This is a genomic window from Leptospira kmetyi serovar Malaysia str. Bejo-Iso9 (assembly GCF_000243735.2).
Classification (GTDB): domain Bacteria; phylum Spirochaetota; class Leptospiria; order Leptospirales; family Leptospiraceae; genus Leptospira; species Leptospira kmetyi.
The window spans coordinates 2,506,944-2,522,514 of sequence record NZ_AHMP02000003.1; the positions used below are offsets into that span (position 1 = coordinate 2,506,944).

19 protein-coding genes and 1 tRNA gene are annotated in these 15,571 nt (G+C 44.6%); 11 read left to right on the plus strand and 9 right to left on the minus strand.

Translation table 11 applies throughout. The features are described 5' to 3' along the window. Nucleotides 1-20: 20 nt before the first annotated feature. On the plus strand, nucleotides 21-548 hold the full coding sequence (locus LEP1GSC052_RS14185) for a DUF1569 domain-containing protein (RefSeq protein WP_051185412.1): 528 nt from the start codon (nucleotides 21-23) through the stop codon (nucleotides 546-548). Between the two features lie 115 nt (nucleotides 549-663). Here LEP1GSC052_RS14185 and LEP1GSC052_RS14190 read toward each other — a convergent pair whose 3' ends face one another. After that, a complete protein-coding gene (locus tag LEP1GSC052_RS14190; protein ID WP_010573589.1) occupies nucleotides 664-1,497 on the minus strand; it encodes a metal-dependent hydrolase in 834 nt (277 codons plus the stop codon). A gap of 269 nt (nucleotides 1,498-1,766) precedes the next feature. On the opposite strand from LEP1GSC052_RS14190, the gene LEP1GSC052_RS14195 reads away from it, so the two are divergent. Together LEP1GSC052_RS14195 and LEP1GSC052_RS14200 are read left to right on the plus strand one after the other, a co-directional pair. Then, nucleotides 1,767-1,843: transfer RNA gene (locus LEP1GSC052_RS14195), tRNA-Val, on the plus strand. A gap of 54 nt (nucleotides 1,844-1,897) precedes the next feature. Further along, nucleotides 1,898-3,094: an MFS transporter gene (locus LEP1GSC052_RS14200; RefSeq protein WP_010573588.1), complete on the plus strand. Its 1,197-nt coding sequence runs from the start codon at nucleotides 1,898-1,900 to the stop codon at nucleotides 3,092-3,094. Nucleotides 3,095-3,282: 188 nt separating this feature from the next. Here the strand turns inward: LEP1GSC052_RS14200 and LEP1GSC052_RS14210 are convergent, their stop codons facing one another. Then, a complete protein-coding gene (locus LEP1GSC052_RS14210; protein ID WP_010573586.1) occupies nucleotides 3,283-4,161 on the minus strand; it encodes a HEAT repeat domain-containing protein in 879 nt (292 codons plus the stop codon). Between the two features lie 50 nt (nucleotides 4,162-4,211). Further along, a complete protein-coding gene (locus LEP1GSC052_RS14215) occupies nucleotides 4,212-4,772 on the minus strand; it encodes a polyhydroxyalkanoate synthesis regulator DNA-binding domain-containing protein (protein ID WP_010573585.1) in 561 nt (186 codons plus the stop codon). 76 nt (nucleotides 4,773-4,848) lie between these two features. Here LEP1GSC052_RS14215 and LEP1GSC052_RS14220 point away from each other — a divergent pair, with 76 nt between their 5' ends. The 3 genes from LEP1GSC052_RS14220 (at nucleotide 4,849) to LEP1GSC052_RS14230 (ending at nucleotide 6,499) form a co-directional block, all read left to right on the plus strand. After that, nucleotides 4,849-5,721, plus strand: coding sequence for a hypothetical protein (locus LEP1GSC052_RS14220; protein WP_010573584.1), 873 nt, complete (start codon nucleotides 4,849-4,851; stop codon nucleotides 5,719-5,721). A 1-nt stretch (nucleotide 5,722) separates the two neighbouring features. Then, on the plus strand, nucleotides 5,723-5,917 hold the full coding sequence (locus tag LEP1GSC052_RS14225) for a KTSC domain-containing protein (RefSeq protein ID WP_020985585.1): 195 nt from the start codon (nucleotides 5,723-5,725) through the stop codon (nucleotides 5,915-5,917). Between the two features lie 114 nt (nucleotides 5,918-6,031). After that, on the plus strand, nucleotides 6,032-6,499 hold the full coding sequence (locus tag LEP1GSC052_RS14230; RefSeq protein WP_020986583.1) for a MarR family winged helix-turn-helix transcriptional regulator: 468 nt from the start codon (nucleotides 6,032-6,034) through the stop codon (nucleotides 6,497-6,499). 3 nt (nucleotides 6,500-6,502) lie between these two features. Here the strand turns inward: LEP1GSC052_RS14230 and LEP1GSC052_RS14235 are convergent, their stop codons facing one another. After that, the gene (locus LEP1GSC052_RS14235; RefSeq protein WP_010573581.1) at nucleotides 6,503-7,039 is read right to left on the minus strand and encodes a redoxin domain-containing protein; all 537 of its coding nucleotides are present in this window, start codon (nucleotides 7,037-7,039) and stop codon (nucleotides 6,503-6,505) included. Nucleotides 7,040-7,212: 173 nt separating this feature from the next. Here LEP1GSC052_RS14235 and LEP1GSC052_RS14240 point away from each other — a divergent pair, with 173 nt between their 5' ends. Then, nucleotides 7,213-8,142, plus strand: a complete 930-nt coding sequence (locus LEP1GSC052_RS14240; protein WP_020986551.1) for an alpha/beta fold hydrolase — start codon at nucleotides 7,213-7,215, stop codon at nucleotides 8,140-8,142. A 35-nt stretch (nucleotides 8,143-8,177) separates the two neighbouring features. Here LEP1GSC052_RS14240 and LEP1GSC052_RS14245 read toward each other — a convergent pair whose 3' ends face one another. Genes LEP1GSC052_RS14245 through LEP1GSC052_RS14255 form a run of 3 tightly spaced genes read right to left on the minus strand, consistent with a single transcriptional unit; the run spans nucleotide 8,178 to nucleotide 9,589 of the window. After that, a complete protein-coding gene (locus LEP1GSC052_RS14245; protein ID WP_010573580.1) occupies nucleotides 8,178-8,723 on the minus strand; it encodes a GyrI-like domain-containing protein in 546 nt (181 codons plus the stop codon). Nucleotides 8,724-8,730: 7 nt separating this feature from the next. Beyond that, on the minus strand, nucleotides 8,731-9,237 hold the full coding sequence (locus tag LEP1GSC052_RS14250) for a hypothetical protein (RefSeq protein ID WP_020985555.1): 507 nt from the start codon (nucleotides 9,235-9,237) through the stop codon (nucleotides 8,731-8,733). A 1-nt stretch (nucleotide 9,238) separates the two neighbouring features. Continuing rightward, nucleotides 9,239-9,589 carry a PadR family transcriptional regulator gene (locus LEP1GSC052_RS14255; protein ID WP_010573578.1) on the minus strand — a complete coding sequence of 117 codons (351 nt, stop codon included), beginning with the start codon at nucleotides 9,587-9,589 and terminating at the stop codon, nucleotides 9,239-9,241. Between the two features lie 188 nt (nucleotides 9,590-9,777). On the opposite strand from LEP1GSC052_RS14255, the gene LEP1GSC052_RS14260 reads away from it, so the two are divergent. The 3 genes from LEP1GSC052_RS14260 to LEP1GSC052_RS14270 are packed head-to-tail and all read left to right on the plus strand — an operon-like array spanning nucleotide 9,778 to nucleotide 12,038. Continuing rightward, entirely contained in the window at nucleotides 9,778-10,608 is an 831-nt protein-coding gene (locus tag LEP1GSC052_RS14260; RefSeq protein ID WP_020985693.1) for an ankyrin repeat domain-containing protein, read from the plus strand. Beyond that, entirely contained in the window at nucleotides 10,605-11,291 is a 687-nt protein-coding gene (locus LEP1GSC052_RS14265) for a TetR/AcrR family transcriptional regulator (RefSeq protein ID WP_010573576.1), read from the plus strand. The genes LEP1GSC052_RS14260 and LEP1GSC052_RS14265 overlap by 4 nt, the downstream gene beginning before the upstream one ends. Before the next feature lie 30 nt (nucleotides 11,292-11,321). Further along, nucleotides 11,322-12,038, plus strand: coding sequence for a PPK2 family polyphosphate kinase (locus tag LEP1GSC052_RS14270; RefSeq protein WP_010573575.1), 717 nt, complete (start codon nucleotides 11,322-11,324; stop codon nucleotides 12,036-12,038). A gap of 80 nt (nucleotides 12,039-12,118) precedes the next feature. On the opposite strand, the gene LEP1GSC052_RS14275 is transcribed toward LEP1GSC052_RS14270, so the two are convergent. Continuing rightward, nucleotides 12,119-12,877, minus strand: a complete 759-nt coding sequence (locus LEP1GSC052_RS14275; RefSeq protein WP_040913047.1) for an LIC10244 family PerRA/PerRB upregulated protein — start codon at nucleotides 12,875-12,877, stop codon at nucleotides 12,119-12,121. Nucleotides 12,878-13,090: 213 nt separating this feature from the next. Continuing rightward, nucleotides 13,091-13,861, minus strand: a complete 771-nt coding sequence (locus LEP1GSC052_RS14280; protein WP_010573573.1) for a YqjF family protein — start codon at nucleotides 13,859-13,861, stop codon at nucleotides 13,091-13,093. A gap of 365 nt (nucleotides 13,862-14,226) precedes the next feature. Between LEP1GSC052_RS14280 and ccrA the strand changes: the two genes are divergently transcribed. After that, complete coding sequence (ccrA, locus tag LEP1GSC052_RS14285) at nucleotides 14,227-15,474, plus strand: crotonyl-CoA carboxylase/reductase (RefSeq protein WP_010573572.1); 1,248 nt, start codon at nucleotides 14,227-14,229, stop codon at nucleotides 15,472-15,474. Nucleotides 15,475-15,571 lie beyond the last annotated feature (97 nt).

Genomic DNA, 15,571 nt, shown 5'->3' on the forward strand with positions numbered 1-15,571 from the left:
GCGTTTCCGCAAAAACCGCAATGATCGCGGGCGTAAGCGGAACGGTTTTATCCTCCGCAACGGCCTGCAATTCCGGACCGAAAGGGATCGTCAACAAAGACCTTCGTTATTCTTCCCTTGCACAAGCGTTGACCGAACTGGAAACATTCAATAAATTGAATGTAATTCGAGGTTATGCGGATTGGGACGCGGGGAAAGTGTTTCTTCACTGCGCTCAGTCGATCGAATATTCGATCCAAGGTTATCCCGAAAACAAAAGCGCGCTCTTTCAAAACACGATCGGAAAACTCGTATTCCTAAAATTCTCCTCTTCCGGAAAAATGTCGCACGATTTGGAAGCTCCGATTCCCGGAGCGACGCCGATCAAAACGGACACGAACTGGAAGGAAAGTCTTTCGATTTTGAAGGAAACCATTCTAAAGTTTCAAGCGTACGGAGGAGAATTAAAACCTCACTTCGCATACGGAAGTTTATCCAAGGAAGAATACGATCAGGCGCATGCGATGCATCTCGCCAATCACTTCAGTTTCCTGACGTTCGAGTCTTGATTCTTTTTTGAGGTTCTGAAAAAAATAGACTTCGGAATTCCGAAGAACTCCGAAGTCCGAGAGCAAGTGTTTCGGATGGATTCGTAAGTGAAAAAAATGGAAAATGATTACAAGGTTACAAGGCCGCCAGACTCGATTCCGCCAAATCGTATCCGCCCATTTGATCGGGATGAAAACCCGGCTTAAAGTATTTTAAACAACCGTAAAATAGCGGAGGCACCGCGGTCCGCATGTGCTTGCGCGCGTAGTCGCGGTCGCTTTTGAATTTCTTCCAGGAAACTTCTGGATCCGCGATCAAAAACCAATACTGAAACAGAATCGCATACGACCAAAGAAGAACGGTTGCGATCGCAAAACCGAAAATTCTCAGGAAATAACTCGGAGCGGACGCTTGAAGCACGTCGTAAACTACGGACTTGTGTTCGATCTCTTCGCAAGCGTGCCAAACGAGAAGTTTTCTCATATCCCCGTGCGCGTCCCGGGCCAGATCGTATTTCAGAGATATTTCGCCTAACGTGGCCGTGTAGTGCTCCAGAGCGGCGGTGATCGCAAGATCGATCTTAGGACCAAAAAGAAAACGGAAAAAAGGAAAGATCACCTTAAAAGCGGTGAAGTGATAAAATCTCGCAATTCTATCCAAAGGAAGTTTGAACTTACGAACGGAATCCCAAACCCGTTCGTGCTCCTTTCCGTGTTGAACCTCCTGACCGATGAACGATTTCACTCGATTCTTCAGAGCCTCGTCCTTGATCTTATCCTGAAACGGTTTTACGCTTCGGATAAAATATCTTTCACCTTCGGGAAAGATCACGTGAAAGCTGTTCAGCGCGTGTGTCATGATTGCGTTATCGTTGAAATAGTGTCTGGGAAGATTTTCCAAACCTTCAAAGTCCATTTTGCGGACCGAAGGAGATTGTCCGTCGATCGTTTTGGTAAACGGTTTTTTCATAGTTGCCCGGCCTCTTTACTATTCGAGAAAATCATTTTTTTATTTCGGATTCGGCGAGTAGGATAACCGATCTCGAACTTTCGTTCTTTCCGAATCTCGAAACGGCTGATGGATTTTGAAATCGGCTAGGATTTTCTCCTTCTTCTTTCGGAAATTCAGGGATGAAATCCTCGGATTCCTTTCCGATCGAGTTCGAAAACGAATTCCTTGAATCAGGAATCTTCTTTACGTATTACGCGGGAGGCAAATTCTGGAAAGCGACCAGGAACGGGGGATTAGCTCAGCTGGTTAGAGCGCTACCTTGACATGGTAGAGGTCACTGGTTCGATCCCAGTATCTCCCACCACTTCCCTTCCCGAGATCCACTTTACTTCAAACGGGCAAAACTCAATCTTGCCGCATGTCGTTTCTCCAAAAGAAAATCATCACGAGAACGATTCTCGTGTTATCCTTTGTCAGTCTTTTAACGGATATCGCATCCGAGATGTTGTATCCGGTTCTTCCCATCTATTTAAAGGAAATCGGATTCTCCATTTTACTGATCGGAATTTTGGAAGGTGTGGCGGAAGCGACCGCCGGATTCAGCAAGGGTTCTTTCGGAAGAATGTCCGATCTCAGCGGCAAACGATTGCCCTTTGTGCGCTGGGGTTATCTTTTGAGTTCGATTTCCAAACCCATGATGACGTTTTTTCTTTCTCCGATTTGGGTTTTCTTTGTAAGAACGACCGATCGTTTGGGAAAGGGAATCCGAACCGCCGCAAGAGACGCGATGCTTTCCGATGAAACCGATTCGGAAAACAAGGGCAAGGTTTTCGGATTTCACAGATCCATGGACACGTTCGGCGCGGTTTTGGGTCCCGTATCCGCACTCGTATTTCTCTACTTCTATCCCGGTTCTTATAAGGAATTGTTTTTACTGGCGTTTATCCCCGGATTCTTGGCGATCGCGTTTACGTTTTTGATTCGTGAAACTCCGAAACCTCGCAAGGTCGGCGCAAGCGGGGAAGAATATTCCATTTTTCTGTTTTTCAAATATTGGAAACTGGCTCCCGCATCTTATAAGAATCTCTGTAAGGGAATTCTATTCTTTACTTTGTTCAACGGCTCGGATATATTCCTTCTTTTACGATTGAAGGAAGCGGGAATGAGCGATTCTCTTTCGATCGGAGCTTATATCTTTTACAATCTTATATACGCGCTCGCCGCTTATCCGCTCGGAGTAATCGGAGATAAGATCGGTCTCAAAAAATTATTTCTTTTCGGTTTAATCGCGTACGCGGTCGCTTATTGGAGTATGGGTTACGGAACGGCTTCTTGGATTCTTTGGGGATCGTTCGGAATCTACGGAATTTACGCCGCTTCGACCGAAGGAGTTTCCAAGGCCTGGATCACGAATCTCGTTCCCAAAACGGAAACGGCGACCGCGCTCGGAACCTTCAACGCGTTTCAAAGCGTTTGTATGATTCTCGCGAGTTCGATCACGGGTTATCTTTGGACGAATTGGAATTCTTCCGTTGCGCTCGGAGTTTCCGGAGTCGCGTCTTTACTCGCGGGATTTTTTCTTTTCTTTTCCGAAGAAGTAGAAACCTCTCGTTGATCCAAAAACGATCCAGTCGATCGATCAACGATCCGAGCGAAACTTCAACGGATCTCGAAACAACTCCGAGGATTCTCGACAAATCAAATACGCAAAAACAAAAAAGCTCCCGTGGCGCGGGAGCTTTCAGTACCGGTTTGGTTTATCTTTTTGATTTAGGAGAGAATATTAGAATTCGATAATGTTTCTTATTCGACGGACAAAACCGAAATCGTGGGAAGTTTAAACCCGAGAACGGTCGCCAAATCCTTGCGGATCTGATCGCGGACGTTTTGTTTATCCTCGACCAAAAGCGCCTGACGCAGATAAAATTCAGCGGCTTTCAAATCCACTTCGCCGAGGGCCATGGAAACTCGATAACGCACCGAAGGATTCTCGCTTTTGAGCATGTCGCAAAGATTATAAAAACTTTTATCCGCAACTCTCATGATATGAACGATCGAGTTTAGGATCGCCGCTTTCGTAAAATCGTTCTTTTCCTTTTCCAAAGTGGAAACGAGAAAGTTCACGGTTTCCTTTCGGTTCATATACTTTAAACCGTCCGCGGCGGAAGCGCGGATGTAAAAATTCGGATGACTGAGCGCGTTGACGAGAACGTCTTCGGATTCCTTCGCATACGGATAACTTCCGATCGTTCTTAAAATTTCACCCGCTGCGATGACCATCGTATAATCGTCCTTAGACGTAAAGTAAGGTTCGTCCTTTTCCTGAATGGTCGGTTCGATCTTTTTGTATTCTTCGATCGTAGGTTTGATCGCGATCTCCTGATCCATCATGGAAAGAGCCTGAGCGACCGTGAACTTTAGATAAGGATGATTTTCAAGCGACTTGGGAGTTTTCGGATTTCCACGAAGCGCGTTTAAAAGAGGGCGAACCGCGAGTTTGTTGCTGACGAATTTGAGATAATCGGCCGCGTCCACTTTCTCTTCGTAAGAACCGGATTCGAGTTTGCGGATCTGTTCGAAATACGCTCTATCCGCGTATTCTACCGCCTTATCGCCACCGGCAAATAAAGGCAAAACACAGATAGAAAACAAAATGATAGAGATCGAAATATTCTTAAACATGGAATTCCCTCTCTTGTAATATCGGTTTTCGGAATCTTCGGCTTAAAGTTTCAGGCTTCCTTTTCTTTTACACTTTCAGCAATTTTGCGGATTTTTTCGGATAGGTCTTCCAATGGTAGATCGGTTTCGGTGGATTCTTCCAGCTCTTTTCCGATTTTTTTGAGGTCTTCTTGGATGCGAAGTTTGTTTTCGGAGGCCCGGCTCGCCATGTGGGTCAAAAGATCGTCCCGGTATTCGGTCGCCATTTCGAGTTTGAGTTCGCCGAGCGAAATCATCGACTGGAGAATTTTTTCCAAACGATCCCTTGTCAGATAACTCGCGCCGATTCCGCCCAAAACCAAACGTCCGAACAAGGAACTGATGTCCTTACCGGTTTCGCGGATCAAAGCGGAAAGCATGAAGTTGGAGAATTCTTCGTTTCTTTGACCGAGAGAAACTTTCAAAAACGTTTGTCCGAGAATTTTCGGAGTGATATCGGAACCGGACATATTATCGATCACGCGGATTTCTTCTCCGTTGATGATCATCTCGGCGACGTCTTCGAGAGTAATCGTTTTACTCGTCTCCGGGTCGTAGAGTCTTCGGTTCGCGTATCGTTTCAGAAGTTTCATTTTAATTGGTTGCGTCTTTTACGCGTCGCACAATTCTAGAATCCGCCGGAAAAGCCTTCGGTCAAGCAAAATACCCATGGCAAGCCTACTGTTCGATTGTCTCTTTCTAAACGGACTTACAAAAAAGGAAGAAAAGCTGTTGTTATCTCTCTTGGATTGGAAAGAAATTTCCGTTCAAGAATGGGCCGGAGCGGGAAGATTTCCCGATGTAAGTCCCGGACAAATCGTAATTCGTAAAACGATCGAGACCGATTCGTTACAAACCGCGTTGGATTGGTCCAAACAACCCTTGCTCTTGGGAAGAATCGAACCTTCCCTTCTCAAAAATTTATTCGAACAAGGTCTGAATTATTTTTTAGACTTACAAACCTCGAACGTCGTGGACGTTCCTCTGGAGAATCTGCCGCAAAGAAAAGGATTGAACGCGCTCGTGATCGGACCCGATCCGCTTTTGTTTCAAAGAATCCGCGCGCACTTGAAAGTGATCGGATGGGAAACCTATCCTTGCAGAGAATTGTCAGCGCTCAAGGAAAAGTTCCGCGAATACGAACCCGGATTGCTCTTCGTGGATTGGGAAAGAATCAGCGTCAAGGACGCCGTGGATCAACTGAAGAATCTGCCGCAAAGGGCGATCTTTCCGCCGGTAGTCGGAATCCGCGACGTAAAAAGGGAGAATCTCTTTCAGGATTTGTCCGCGGGAATCCGCGACTTCTGCCAGGAACTATATTCAGAAAAAGAAATATTAGAAATATTGAATCATTCGATTCCAGATCTCGAAAGGGAGAATTACGGTTCTGAAAATTTCAAACGGATGATTTTCGAATTCAGAACCGACGCAAGACCGACCGCGATTCGAATCGAAAAAACGAAACCGACGCAAGTCTCCGGAACTCATCTCGAAAAGATCAAACTTCAAAAAATTCTAAGCTGGATCGGCGAATTTCTTTGATATGATGGAAACCCATTACATATCCTCTCCCGAAATCGAATCCGTGGGTTACGACGCGGATAACGGGGATTTATCGATCCGATTCCGAGACGGAAGCGCAAAAGAATTCCGGAATATCCCGAAGGAAACCTACGTCGCTCTTATGCAATCCGGTTCTAAGATGGAATTCGTTCAGAAACGGATCGAAACGACGTAACACCGAGCCGATAAACGCGAAACAAATCCGAATCGGACGAAATGGATCGGTACTTTATTGTTATTGAAGCAATGATTGTAAAAGCAACCATGGATCCACGGAGAACGACAATCCATGAACTCATCGAAAGAAACGAAAACCTCCCAACTCATCGATACTGCCTTCGCGTATTATTTTCACAGAACCGATCGTCTTTTACGCCTTCATTTTACGAAACTCATGTCCGACAACAACGAGGACATCACAGTGGAACAATGGATTCTGCTCAACCAACTCAATGCGAACGGAAGCGCGTCCCAAACGGATCTTGTAGACAAAACCTTTAAGGACAGGCCGAACGTTACACGCCTTTTGGACGGTTTGGAAAAAAAAGATCTGGTTCAAAGGGTGGACGATTCCGAGGACAGAAGAAAGTTCAAGATCGTAATGACAAAAAAGGGAAAGGCCCTGTTGGATAGAACGATTCCCATGATGTTGAAGGAACGAAAGCTGATCTACAAAGGACTCAGCTCCAACGATCTGCAAACTCTGAAAAGAATTTCCGAAACGATCGAAACAAACGTTTTGGACGGAAGAATCTAAACTTCAATTCAGATGAGCCTTTAAATCCTCCAAAGAAATATGATCGGTAACCTTCGTGGAAAATTTCGCAATTTCCACTTTTAGATCGGGGCCGATCAGAAACTCCGCAGGCATACGATCCATTTTCATACCCGGAACTTTTTTCATCTCGAATCCGAGATTCTCCGCTTCTTGAATTTCTTTTTTGGAAGTCAGGATCGTTTTAAAAACTCCGAACCAGGAAAACCCCACGTCATACAAACGATAGAGATCGTTGTTCGGATCGGGAATCAGGGAAAACGGAAGTTCGCGATTGCCCACGCTTTTTTCGATGTTTTCCTTTGTGGATTCGAAAACCGCAAGAATCTGAAGACCTTGTTTTTGCAACGCAGGGTATGCGTTTAAAAGTTGAAGCACTCTTAGATTGCACAAGGCGCATTCGGCGTTTCTAAAAAAAGCCAACAGGGTTCGTTTTCCTTTGAGATCGGCGAGACGGATCGTTTTTCCCAAATGATCGGTTACGGTAAATTCTTTAGCAGTATCTCCCGCTTTTAATTTCATAAAAATCTCCTTTATCTGATTCGGAGTTTAGACTCATTTTGTTGCCTAGGCAACAATTATTTAGGTATCATTTTTGAAAAAACGAGAATTTTCTACAAAAACCCGGGATCGTGGAACCTTGAAAACGGCGGAAACTTCTTGCATTTAATTTGGGATAAAACTATTCTTGGACCATGAAACGAATCGTGATTTCCATTCTTTCCCTTTTGGTCGTTATACTCGTCGCCCTTCCCTTTTTGGGAGACGGAGAATCGGAACAACTGAACGCGGAGATTCGTGCCAAAAGCCCCGGCTCGTTTTTGGAAACCCCGGACGGATTTGTTCATTACGAATGGGAAGGCCCGGAAAACGGACAACCGGTCGTATTGGTTCAGGGTTTTTCCAATCCTATTTTTATTTACGAACCACTCTCGAAACGGCTTCAAGAGGAAGGTTATAGGGTTCTTCGTTTCGACTTGTTCGGCCGGGGACTTTCCGATCGCCCGGACACGACTTACAATCCGGACCTGTTCGATCGACAACTGAGCAATTTATTAAATTCTTTGAATATTCAAAAAAAAATATACTTAATCGGAACTTCCATGGGCGGAGTGATCGTAACGAATTTCACACTCAAACATCCGGAACGCGTTCAAAAACTCGTGTTGATCGCTCCCGCCGGTTTTCCGATGGACATTCCTTGGATCGGAAGATTGACCCGTCTTCCTCTGATCGGAGAATATTTAACCAAATCCTTCGGTGATAGGATTCTTCTCAAGGGCGCGCAAAAGAATTTTTTCAAACCGGAACGTTTTCCCAATCTGGAAAAAGAATACGGCGAACAGATGCGTTATATCGGTTTCAAACGTTCCATTCTTTCCAGCTTACGAAACATGCGTCTCGAATCGTTTCAGGAAGAATACGAACAACTCGGTAAGAATCCGATCCCGAAACTTTTGATCTGGGGAAAACAGGATCGAGTCGTTCCTTTTTATCTGAACGAGATCGCGTTGAAAACTCTTCCGGGCATCGAGTTTTTGCCTCTGGACAACGAAGGGCACGTTCCTCACTACGAATCTACGGAAAGAATGACTCCTAAACTTTTGGAATTCTTAAAAAAATAACCGATGAAATCAGAGTCGATGATCCGATTCGACGTTCAATCCAAGGGAAGAAGATACGTCGTTTTGTGCGCGGTAAGCGGTTCATAGATTTCCATCGAAGCCCTTCCGTTTAAATCGCAGCCTTTCTCTTCGCAAGCTCGGAAAAGTTTCGGATAAACCTTATAGATTCCGAGAAAGATAGAAACGAAATTCTTCAGCGGAAATTCCGCGAAAAGATATTTTTTCGCTGGAATGGTTCTCGCTTTCAACTCGATCGAAAGTCCATCAGGAATTTTTGATATAGGTTCGGAAAGAACCACGCCCACTTCGCAGCGGAGTTTTTCTTTGGGAACGTTGTTCGGGTTGTCCAGATAAATCGCGAAAAGTTTAAAATCCCGAATTCCTTTTTCAGGAAGTTCTTTTTGAAGGGTTTCGAAAGTGATTCCCACGTTTCTGTAATCCCCTATCCTTTCGTGGGAAAGAACGGAATAAGGTCCTTTGACTTCTTCCTGAACTTGAACGCGATCGAAGGCTCCCATATAAAACAAAAATGCGAGGACCACCAACGTTAAAACCACAACGCTCAGCGCGAAAATTTTCATAAACACCTCAAAGAATTAGAATCAAAAAGAAGGGAACGATCAGACTCATATTTATATAAAACAGATAGGAATATCTTTTAAAAACGGAACGTTCCGTTTTTAAAAAAATCAAATCCCGCATCAATACGATTCCCGCCGAAACCAAAAGTGCGGGAAGAAAGAATTCCGCGGAACCGTTTCTTTCATACGGAAAATTTCGAAAGAATTTCAACCAGCCCGGTCCTCCGAGAAACAAACTCGCCAAGATTAATATTAAAAACAGATTCCACGGGATCAAAAGAACCAAACCGAGAACGGAGCGCGGTTCGTTTCTCCAGGAAAGACGAAACAATCTGAGTTCGCTCGCGATTCTTTCCTTAAATCCGGAAGCGAGAATATCAAATAAATGGAATATTCTAAAATTACCGTCCAGATAAGAATCTTCCAGATGGATTTGAAGCGCGTCCTTCATTCTTTTCGGAAAAGAGGATGGATAAGCGGTTTTGATCAGAATTTGAAAACAACGGAAGAGCATTTTAGTTTCCCAGCAAATCCAACTTCTTCGCCCGTTTCAACGTGGCCTCGAGTTTTTTCAGTTCGGAGACGAGAATTTCTTTTCCTTCGGACGTGATCTCGTAATACAATCTTCTCGGATCGTCGTTTTCGTTCGCTCTTTTCTTGGAATATCGGATCCACCCGAAACCTCGAATCGATTCCAAGGTGCGATACAAGGTTCCCGGTCCGAGTTTGAAACTTCCTTCCGAGGATTCTTCCACGGATTTTCCGATTCCGTATCCGTGTTGCGATCCTTCCGCCAAGGAAAGAAGAATATGAAACATCGCGGGTGTGATTCCTTTTGTTTCGATCGATTCTTCTTTGAGAACCATATATCCATTATGGATATATTCAGATCGGACTCAAGCCTTTTTTACAAAACGAAACCGGATTCTTCCCAAAACTCGAGAACGAACGGGTCACAAAATTGGAATTATTTTTGAACATGTTCAAATTTTATTCTTGCAAAAGAATCCGCTTCGTTGTATTTTTTGAACATGTTCAAATTTGGAGAAAAATTATGAAACCTATCTTTTTTTGGGCGGTGTTCTTTGGAATCACCGCTTCCGGCTACGCGGACGCGCAATCGGATCTGTTCGAGGAAGTCCGCAAAGGAAACTTGGAAAACGCGGAAAAAATTTATTCCGTTGCTCCCGAGTCCTTTGACAATACGGACAGCAGGGGCCGCTCCGCCGTGTTTTACGCGATCGAAAGCGGAAACCCGAATATGCTCAAGTTCGTCTTGGATCGTAACAACCGAATCGACGTTCCCGATAATTCCGGAGAATATCCGATTCACTTTGCGGCAAAATATCCGGACAGTAAGATCATCGACTTGGTTCTCAATCGAGATTCTTACCTGAACTATCTGACTCGAAACGGGGAGAATGCGCTCGACATCGCCACTTATTACGGAAACCACAGCGTCGTCGCTTATCTCGGTGCGAAAGGTATGAAACAATCCAAACCGGTCTCGGGCCCGTATACGATCGGACTTTACTTCGGTTATTTGATCATCAGCATTTTGATGACCATCTGGGTTGCGAGAACCTTGTTCAACAACGGAAGAATTTTTCTCGTTAAGATGTTCAACGGCGAAGAGAAACTCGCGGACTCGATCAATCATCTTTTGATCGTTGGATTCTATCTGATCAACATCGGTTATATAAGCCTTTCCTTGACCTCCAGCCAGAAACCTTTAGATTTGGCGGAATGTATCGAAGTGCTGACCACAAAGGTCGGAGTGGTTCTTCTGATCTTGGGCGCGATGCATTTTTTCAATCTGTTTCTGTTCGCAAAGTTCAGAAAAAAAATCTCGCATACGTTCGGAGAAGTTGAAGTCCCCGCATGATTCGCAAAAAGGCAAAATCACAAAAAGAGACCGGAAAGTCGCAACCGACCCGGTCTCTTCTTTTTGAAACGGCGATCTCCCTTTTTCAAAAAGACGGCTATGACGAAACGACGATGAGAGCCATCGCCCAGAAGGCGGGTCTCGCACTCGGCGCTTCGTATTATCATTTTAAAACGAAAGAGGATATTGTATTAGAATTTTATAAAGCGACTCAGGAAGTCGCGGACGTTCAAAACGTGGAATTCTGCAAATCCGAATCCGACCTCAAGGAAAGAATCAAAAACATCATTCGATTCAAACTCGGACAGTTTCGAGGTTACGAAAAATTCCTGCACGTTCTTGCGAGAAGCGGCGGCGATCCAAATCATCCTCTTTCCCCTTTCAGCAAAGAAACGCGACAAATCCGCGAGGATGCGATCGCGCTTTTTCAATACGCGATTTCCACCTCCAAAGATTCCATACAAGCCGATCTAAAAGAGGAACTCCCTTATTTGTTTTGGCTTTATCAACTCGGAATCATTTACGTCTGGCTTTTCGACGAATCCCCGGGCAAAAAGAAAACCGAACTGTTGATCGAAAAGGGTTTGGATCTTATATTCCAACTTTTGAAACTATCCTCCCTTCCTTTGTTTCGATCCGTTCGCAAATCGATTCTTTCCATGATCGACTTATTTAAAAAGTAATCCTTATTATTTTCTTAGGAGTTTTATTCCATGCGTCTCAAAGACATAGACACTCTTCCGCCGAAGGATAAAGACAAAGAGGAGATTCTCCAAAAAACGGAGGAATACGTTCGGGATCTTTCCTCGTTGCAGGAAAAATTATACGCGCAAAAAAAGAATTCCGTTTTGATTCTTTTGCAAGGCGTGGACACGGCGGGAAAGGACGGAACGATCAAACACGTTTTCGGGGGAATCAATCCGCAGGGTTGTTGCGTTAAATCTTGGACAAAACCGAACTCGGAAGAGGTTCAGTTCGATTTTTTATGGAGAATCCACAAATACGTTCCGCCCAAAGGAATGATCTACATTCACAATCGTTCGCATTACGAAGACGTGTTGATGCCTAAAATTCTCGGAACCCTTTCGGATAAAAGACTCGAAGAAAGAATGGAATCGATCCGAGATTTCGAAAAACATCTCGAACGAGAAAACGAAACGAGGATCATTAAGTTTTTCTTACATATCTCGAAGGAAGAACAACAGGAAAGAATCAAGGAACGACTTTCCGATCCGGATAAGAATTGGAAATACGATCCTTCCGATCAAACGACCCAAGATCGTTGGGACGATTATCAAGCCGCATACGAAATGATCTTCAAGTACAAGGATCAGGAAAAGGAATGGAATCTGATTCCTTCGGATAAGAAATGGTTCCGCAATTATCAAGTGGCCAAGATTCTCTGTAAGGAACTGGAGAATTTGGTTTAATACGAAGTCGATGTCGCAATAAAAAAGGCCGAGCTTTCGCTCGACCTTCCAACTCTAACTAAGGAGTCCGTTTGGAAACTTCAGTAATCCCGATTCATTCCTTTTTTAGAAGCGAACACGCCGAGAATTTTCAACTGAGCTTCCTTTACCTTTTCGGAACTATCGTAAGAATCGTCCGATCTCATCAGTTCCTTCATCAACCAGCGCGAGGATTCTCTATCAAGAAAATCTAATACTTGGATGACGAGTTTTTCGCGGACGCTTTTCAACGCTTCCGCGAGATCGGGAAGGCTCACCTGTCTCAACAAGTCCTTCAACTCGTTGTATGACAAAGAATGAAACGCTCTGCTCAAAAGGATGTCCGAGTCGATCTGCGGTTTTGAATTGCAGAATTCAGCGTAAAAATCGTTGAGAAGAATCGTATCGATCTCTTTTCTTTTTTGAGTCACGAAGTTCCAGAAGCTTTTCTGATACGATTCTCCGAAATAAGAAGCGACTCTTTCCAAAAAGATGGAGATATGAAGTTCGTTTTGAATGGCTTCCATTCCCTCAAGAATGATAACCCTATCCAAGAGTTCTTTTCCTTCGTAATTTCCGGAAATGATATAACCTTTCAATATATTGCGGACGTTTTCGGCATCCATTCCGATTCCCATCAGATCGAAACCCTTTCTCAACAGAAACGGATGATCTTCGGAATCAAAAGCATCGATCAAAAAATATTTTCCAAAGACGTAACACTTCTCGCTCAGCTCCAACATCATTCCCAATGTTTGTAGACTTTGCTCTCGATCCGTGTCTTTGCAGAAAAGTTGGTCGGGTCGTATATGTGCCAGCATGCTTTGATTTCTCCGAATCTTAAGTATTGATTTTTCCGAACTATCGATCGCGTAAAAACGGAACGTTCGGAATCCACGAATTCTCTTTTGATAAGATGCATCAATAGACGCGAATTTATTTTTTTTTCAAACCCTTTCCGCGCGTTTTCCGAAGCAAAAATGGGAAATCTTTCGTCGATTCTCGGCTTGTTTTCGCCTTTTAATCCTTTCGTGTTACGATGCTTGAACCAAAGGGAAGAGCGCGACCTTGATGGAATCCGAATAGTGGACCAAAGGCTCCGAACTTAAAAGCGGAATCTTATGACTTTCTAAAATCGTATTTTGACGAACGGCGTATTCCGCTTTTTGAAGCGGCCATGGTAAGTGATGCACCTCACCTCGATAGATTCTCCCTTGCGAATCGTTACTATAAAGACAATATCTTTCGGTGAGCCAATGCTCCAAGGTTCCCGGGGAAGAATGATAGACCTCCGATGCGGGTTCGTATGTCGCGTTAAATTCTCCCGGATTCGCGCGCCGATCTTTGCGAAGACATAAAAATTCCTTTCGGGTTTTGTTTGTTTTGAGTTTTATATCCGCGTTCAGATAGGGCAGATGAAAGAAATTTCTTGCGATCTCTACGACCAAACGATTGTCCGCATCCAAGCTGAAAAAATAAACTCCCGGTTTTGAATCCTTGCCTCGGCTTTTGACATAGGTACGAACGTTCAACTCGGGAAAGGTTGAGATCCACGGCAAAGGCGGAAGATACATCGGCCGAACCCCTTTCATTCGGAATGGCACCAATCCGATATAAGCTTTTCCTTGATATGTGTCGGCTTCCAATCCTTTCGGAAGAATTTCTTCCAAGAATTTTTGCGGGATCTCCCAATGTAAAAATGCCAATTCTTCCCAGTACTGGATCATAAACGGCTTTGTCGTCGGTAAAGGCCAAGGTCGATGCGCGGTTTGGCTCAAAATGTACGAGAGAGAAGCGGAATTCATGGAGTGTTAGTTTCTCTTTTGGATTCGTTTGAGGCAATTTTGTTTTGATGCTTTCGGACGGTTTTGTGGGAACTCCTATGAGTTTTGGAGAAGGTCGTGCGTATCAAGAGTTGTTTCCGGATTTTGCAGGAGTTCCTACATTTGTTTGTAAAACGAAAAAGACAGGGAGTTCTCAAAGAATACACTTTGAACCGGCCTTTGGATTCTAAGAATTCTCCAAACCGAGAATTGGATCCTTCTCAGTTGAAAAAGTAATCGCTTCCGAATTCGAAGGAGTTCCTACATTCGTTTGTAAAACGAAAAAACGTAGGAACTCCCACCAAAATTGGTGTAGATCAAATACCAAAGTTCAGAAATCTGTGCTCATGAGCCAAATTGAATCCGTTCCAATCGGAACCCTCCCACCCTTGGGGCAGGTTCCTAAAAAAATGTATGCACAGGTCGTTCGTCCCGAGCGTTACGGCGATCCGATCAAAGCAATTCAGGAAGAACTCATCGATGTTCCAGAAATAGCTCCGGACGAAGTGCTCGTCGCGGTAATGGCAGCCGGTGTAAATTATAACAACGTTTGGGCCGCACTCGGCTTTCCCGTAGACGTCATCGGCGCAAGAAACAAAAAAGGCGAACCCGAGAAGTTTCACATCGGCGGGTCCGATGCATCCGGTATCGTTTATAAAGTCGGTGCCGAAGTTAAGAACGTAAAAGTCGGCGACGAAGTCGTTCTTCACTGCGGAATCTGGGATAAAAACGATCCTTGGGTGAAAGCAGGAAAAGATCCTATGTTCGCACCTTCTCAGTTGATCTGGGCGTATGAAACCAACTGGGGATCCTTCGCGCAATTCTGCAAGGTTCAAGATCACCAATGTCTTCCAAAGCCGAAACATCTCACTTGGGAAGAAGCGGCCGCCTATATGCTCGTAGGAGCTACCGCATATAGAATGCTCCACCACTGGAAACCGAACGACGTACAAAAAGACGACGTGGTTCTGATCTGGGGAGGCGCAGGCGGACTCGGCGCGATGGCGATTCAGATCGTAAAAGCCGCGGGTGGAATTCCAATCGCCGTAGTTTCCGAAGACGATAAAATCGACTTCTGTATGAAACTCGGCGCGGCGGGCGTGATCAACCGTAAAAAGTTCAACCACTGGGGAGCTTTGACTTCCGAAATCAACAAGACGGAAAAATTCGTAGAATGGACGAAAGCCGCTCGCGAATTCGGAAAGGCGATCTGGGACATTGCCGGAAAAGGAAACAATCCTAAGATCGTTTTCGAACATCCGGGTGAAACCACTATTCCTACTTCCATGTTCGTTTGTGAAACGGGCGGGATGGTCGTTATCTGCGCGGGAACCACAGGTTACAACGCAACCGTGGATCTTCGTTATCTTTGGATGAGACAAAAACGTCTGCAAGGTTCTCACTTTGCGAACGACGAAAACTCAAAGGGATTGAACGACCTGGTCATCGACAAAAAAGTCGATCCTTGTCTTTCCAAAACCTTCACTTGGAACGAGACCGCACATTCTCACCAATTGATGAAAGAAAACAAACACCCGGCCGGAAACATGTCGATTCTCGTCGGAGCCGATAAACTGGGATTAGGAAGAAAATAATTTCTTACCGAACTCTCCGATTCTTCGGATAAAAAAAACCCCGGAAGCGAAAGCCTTCGGGGTTTTTTATTTTGATTGCGATCATCGATTCGGGATC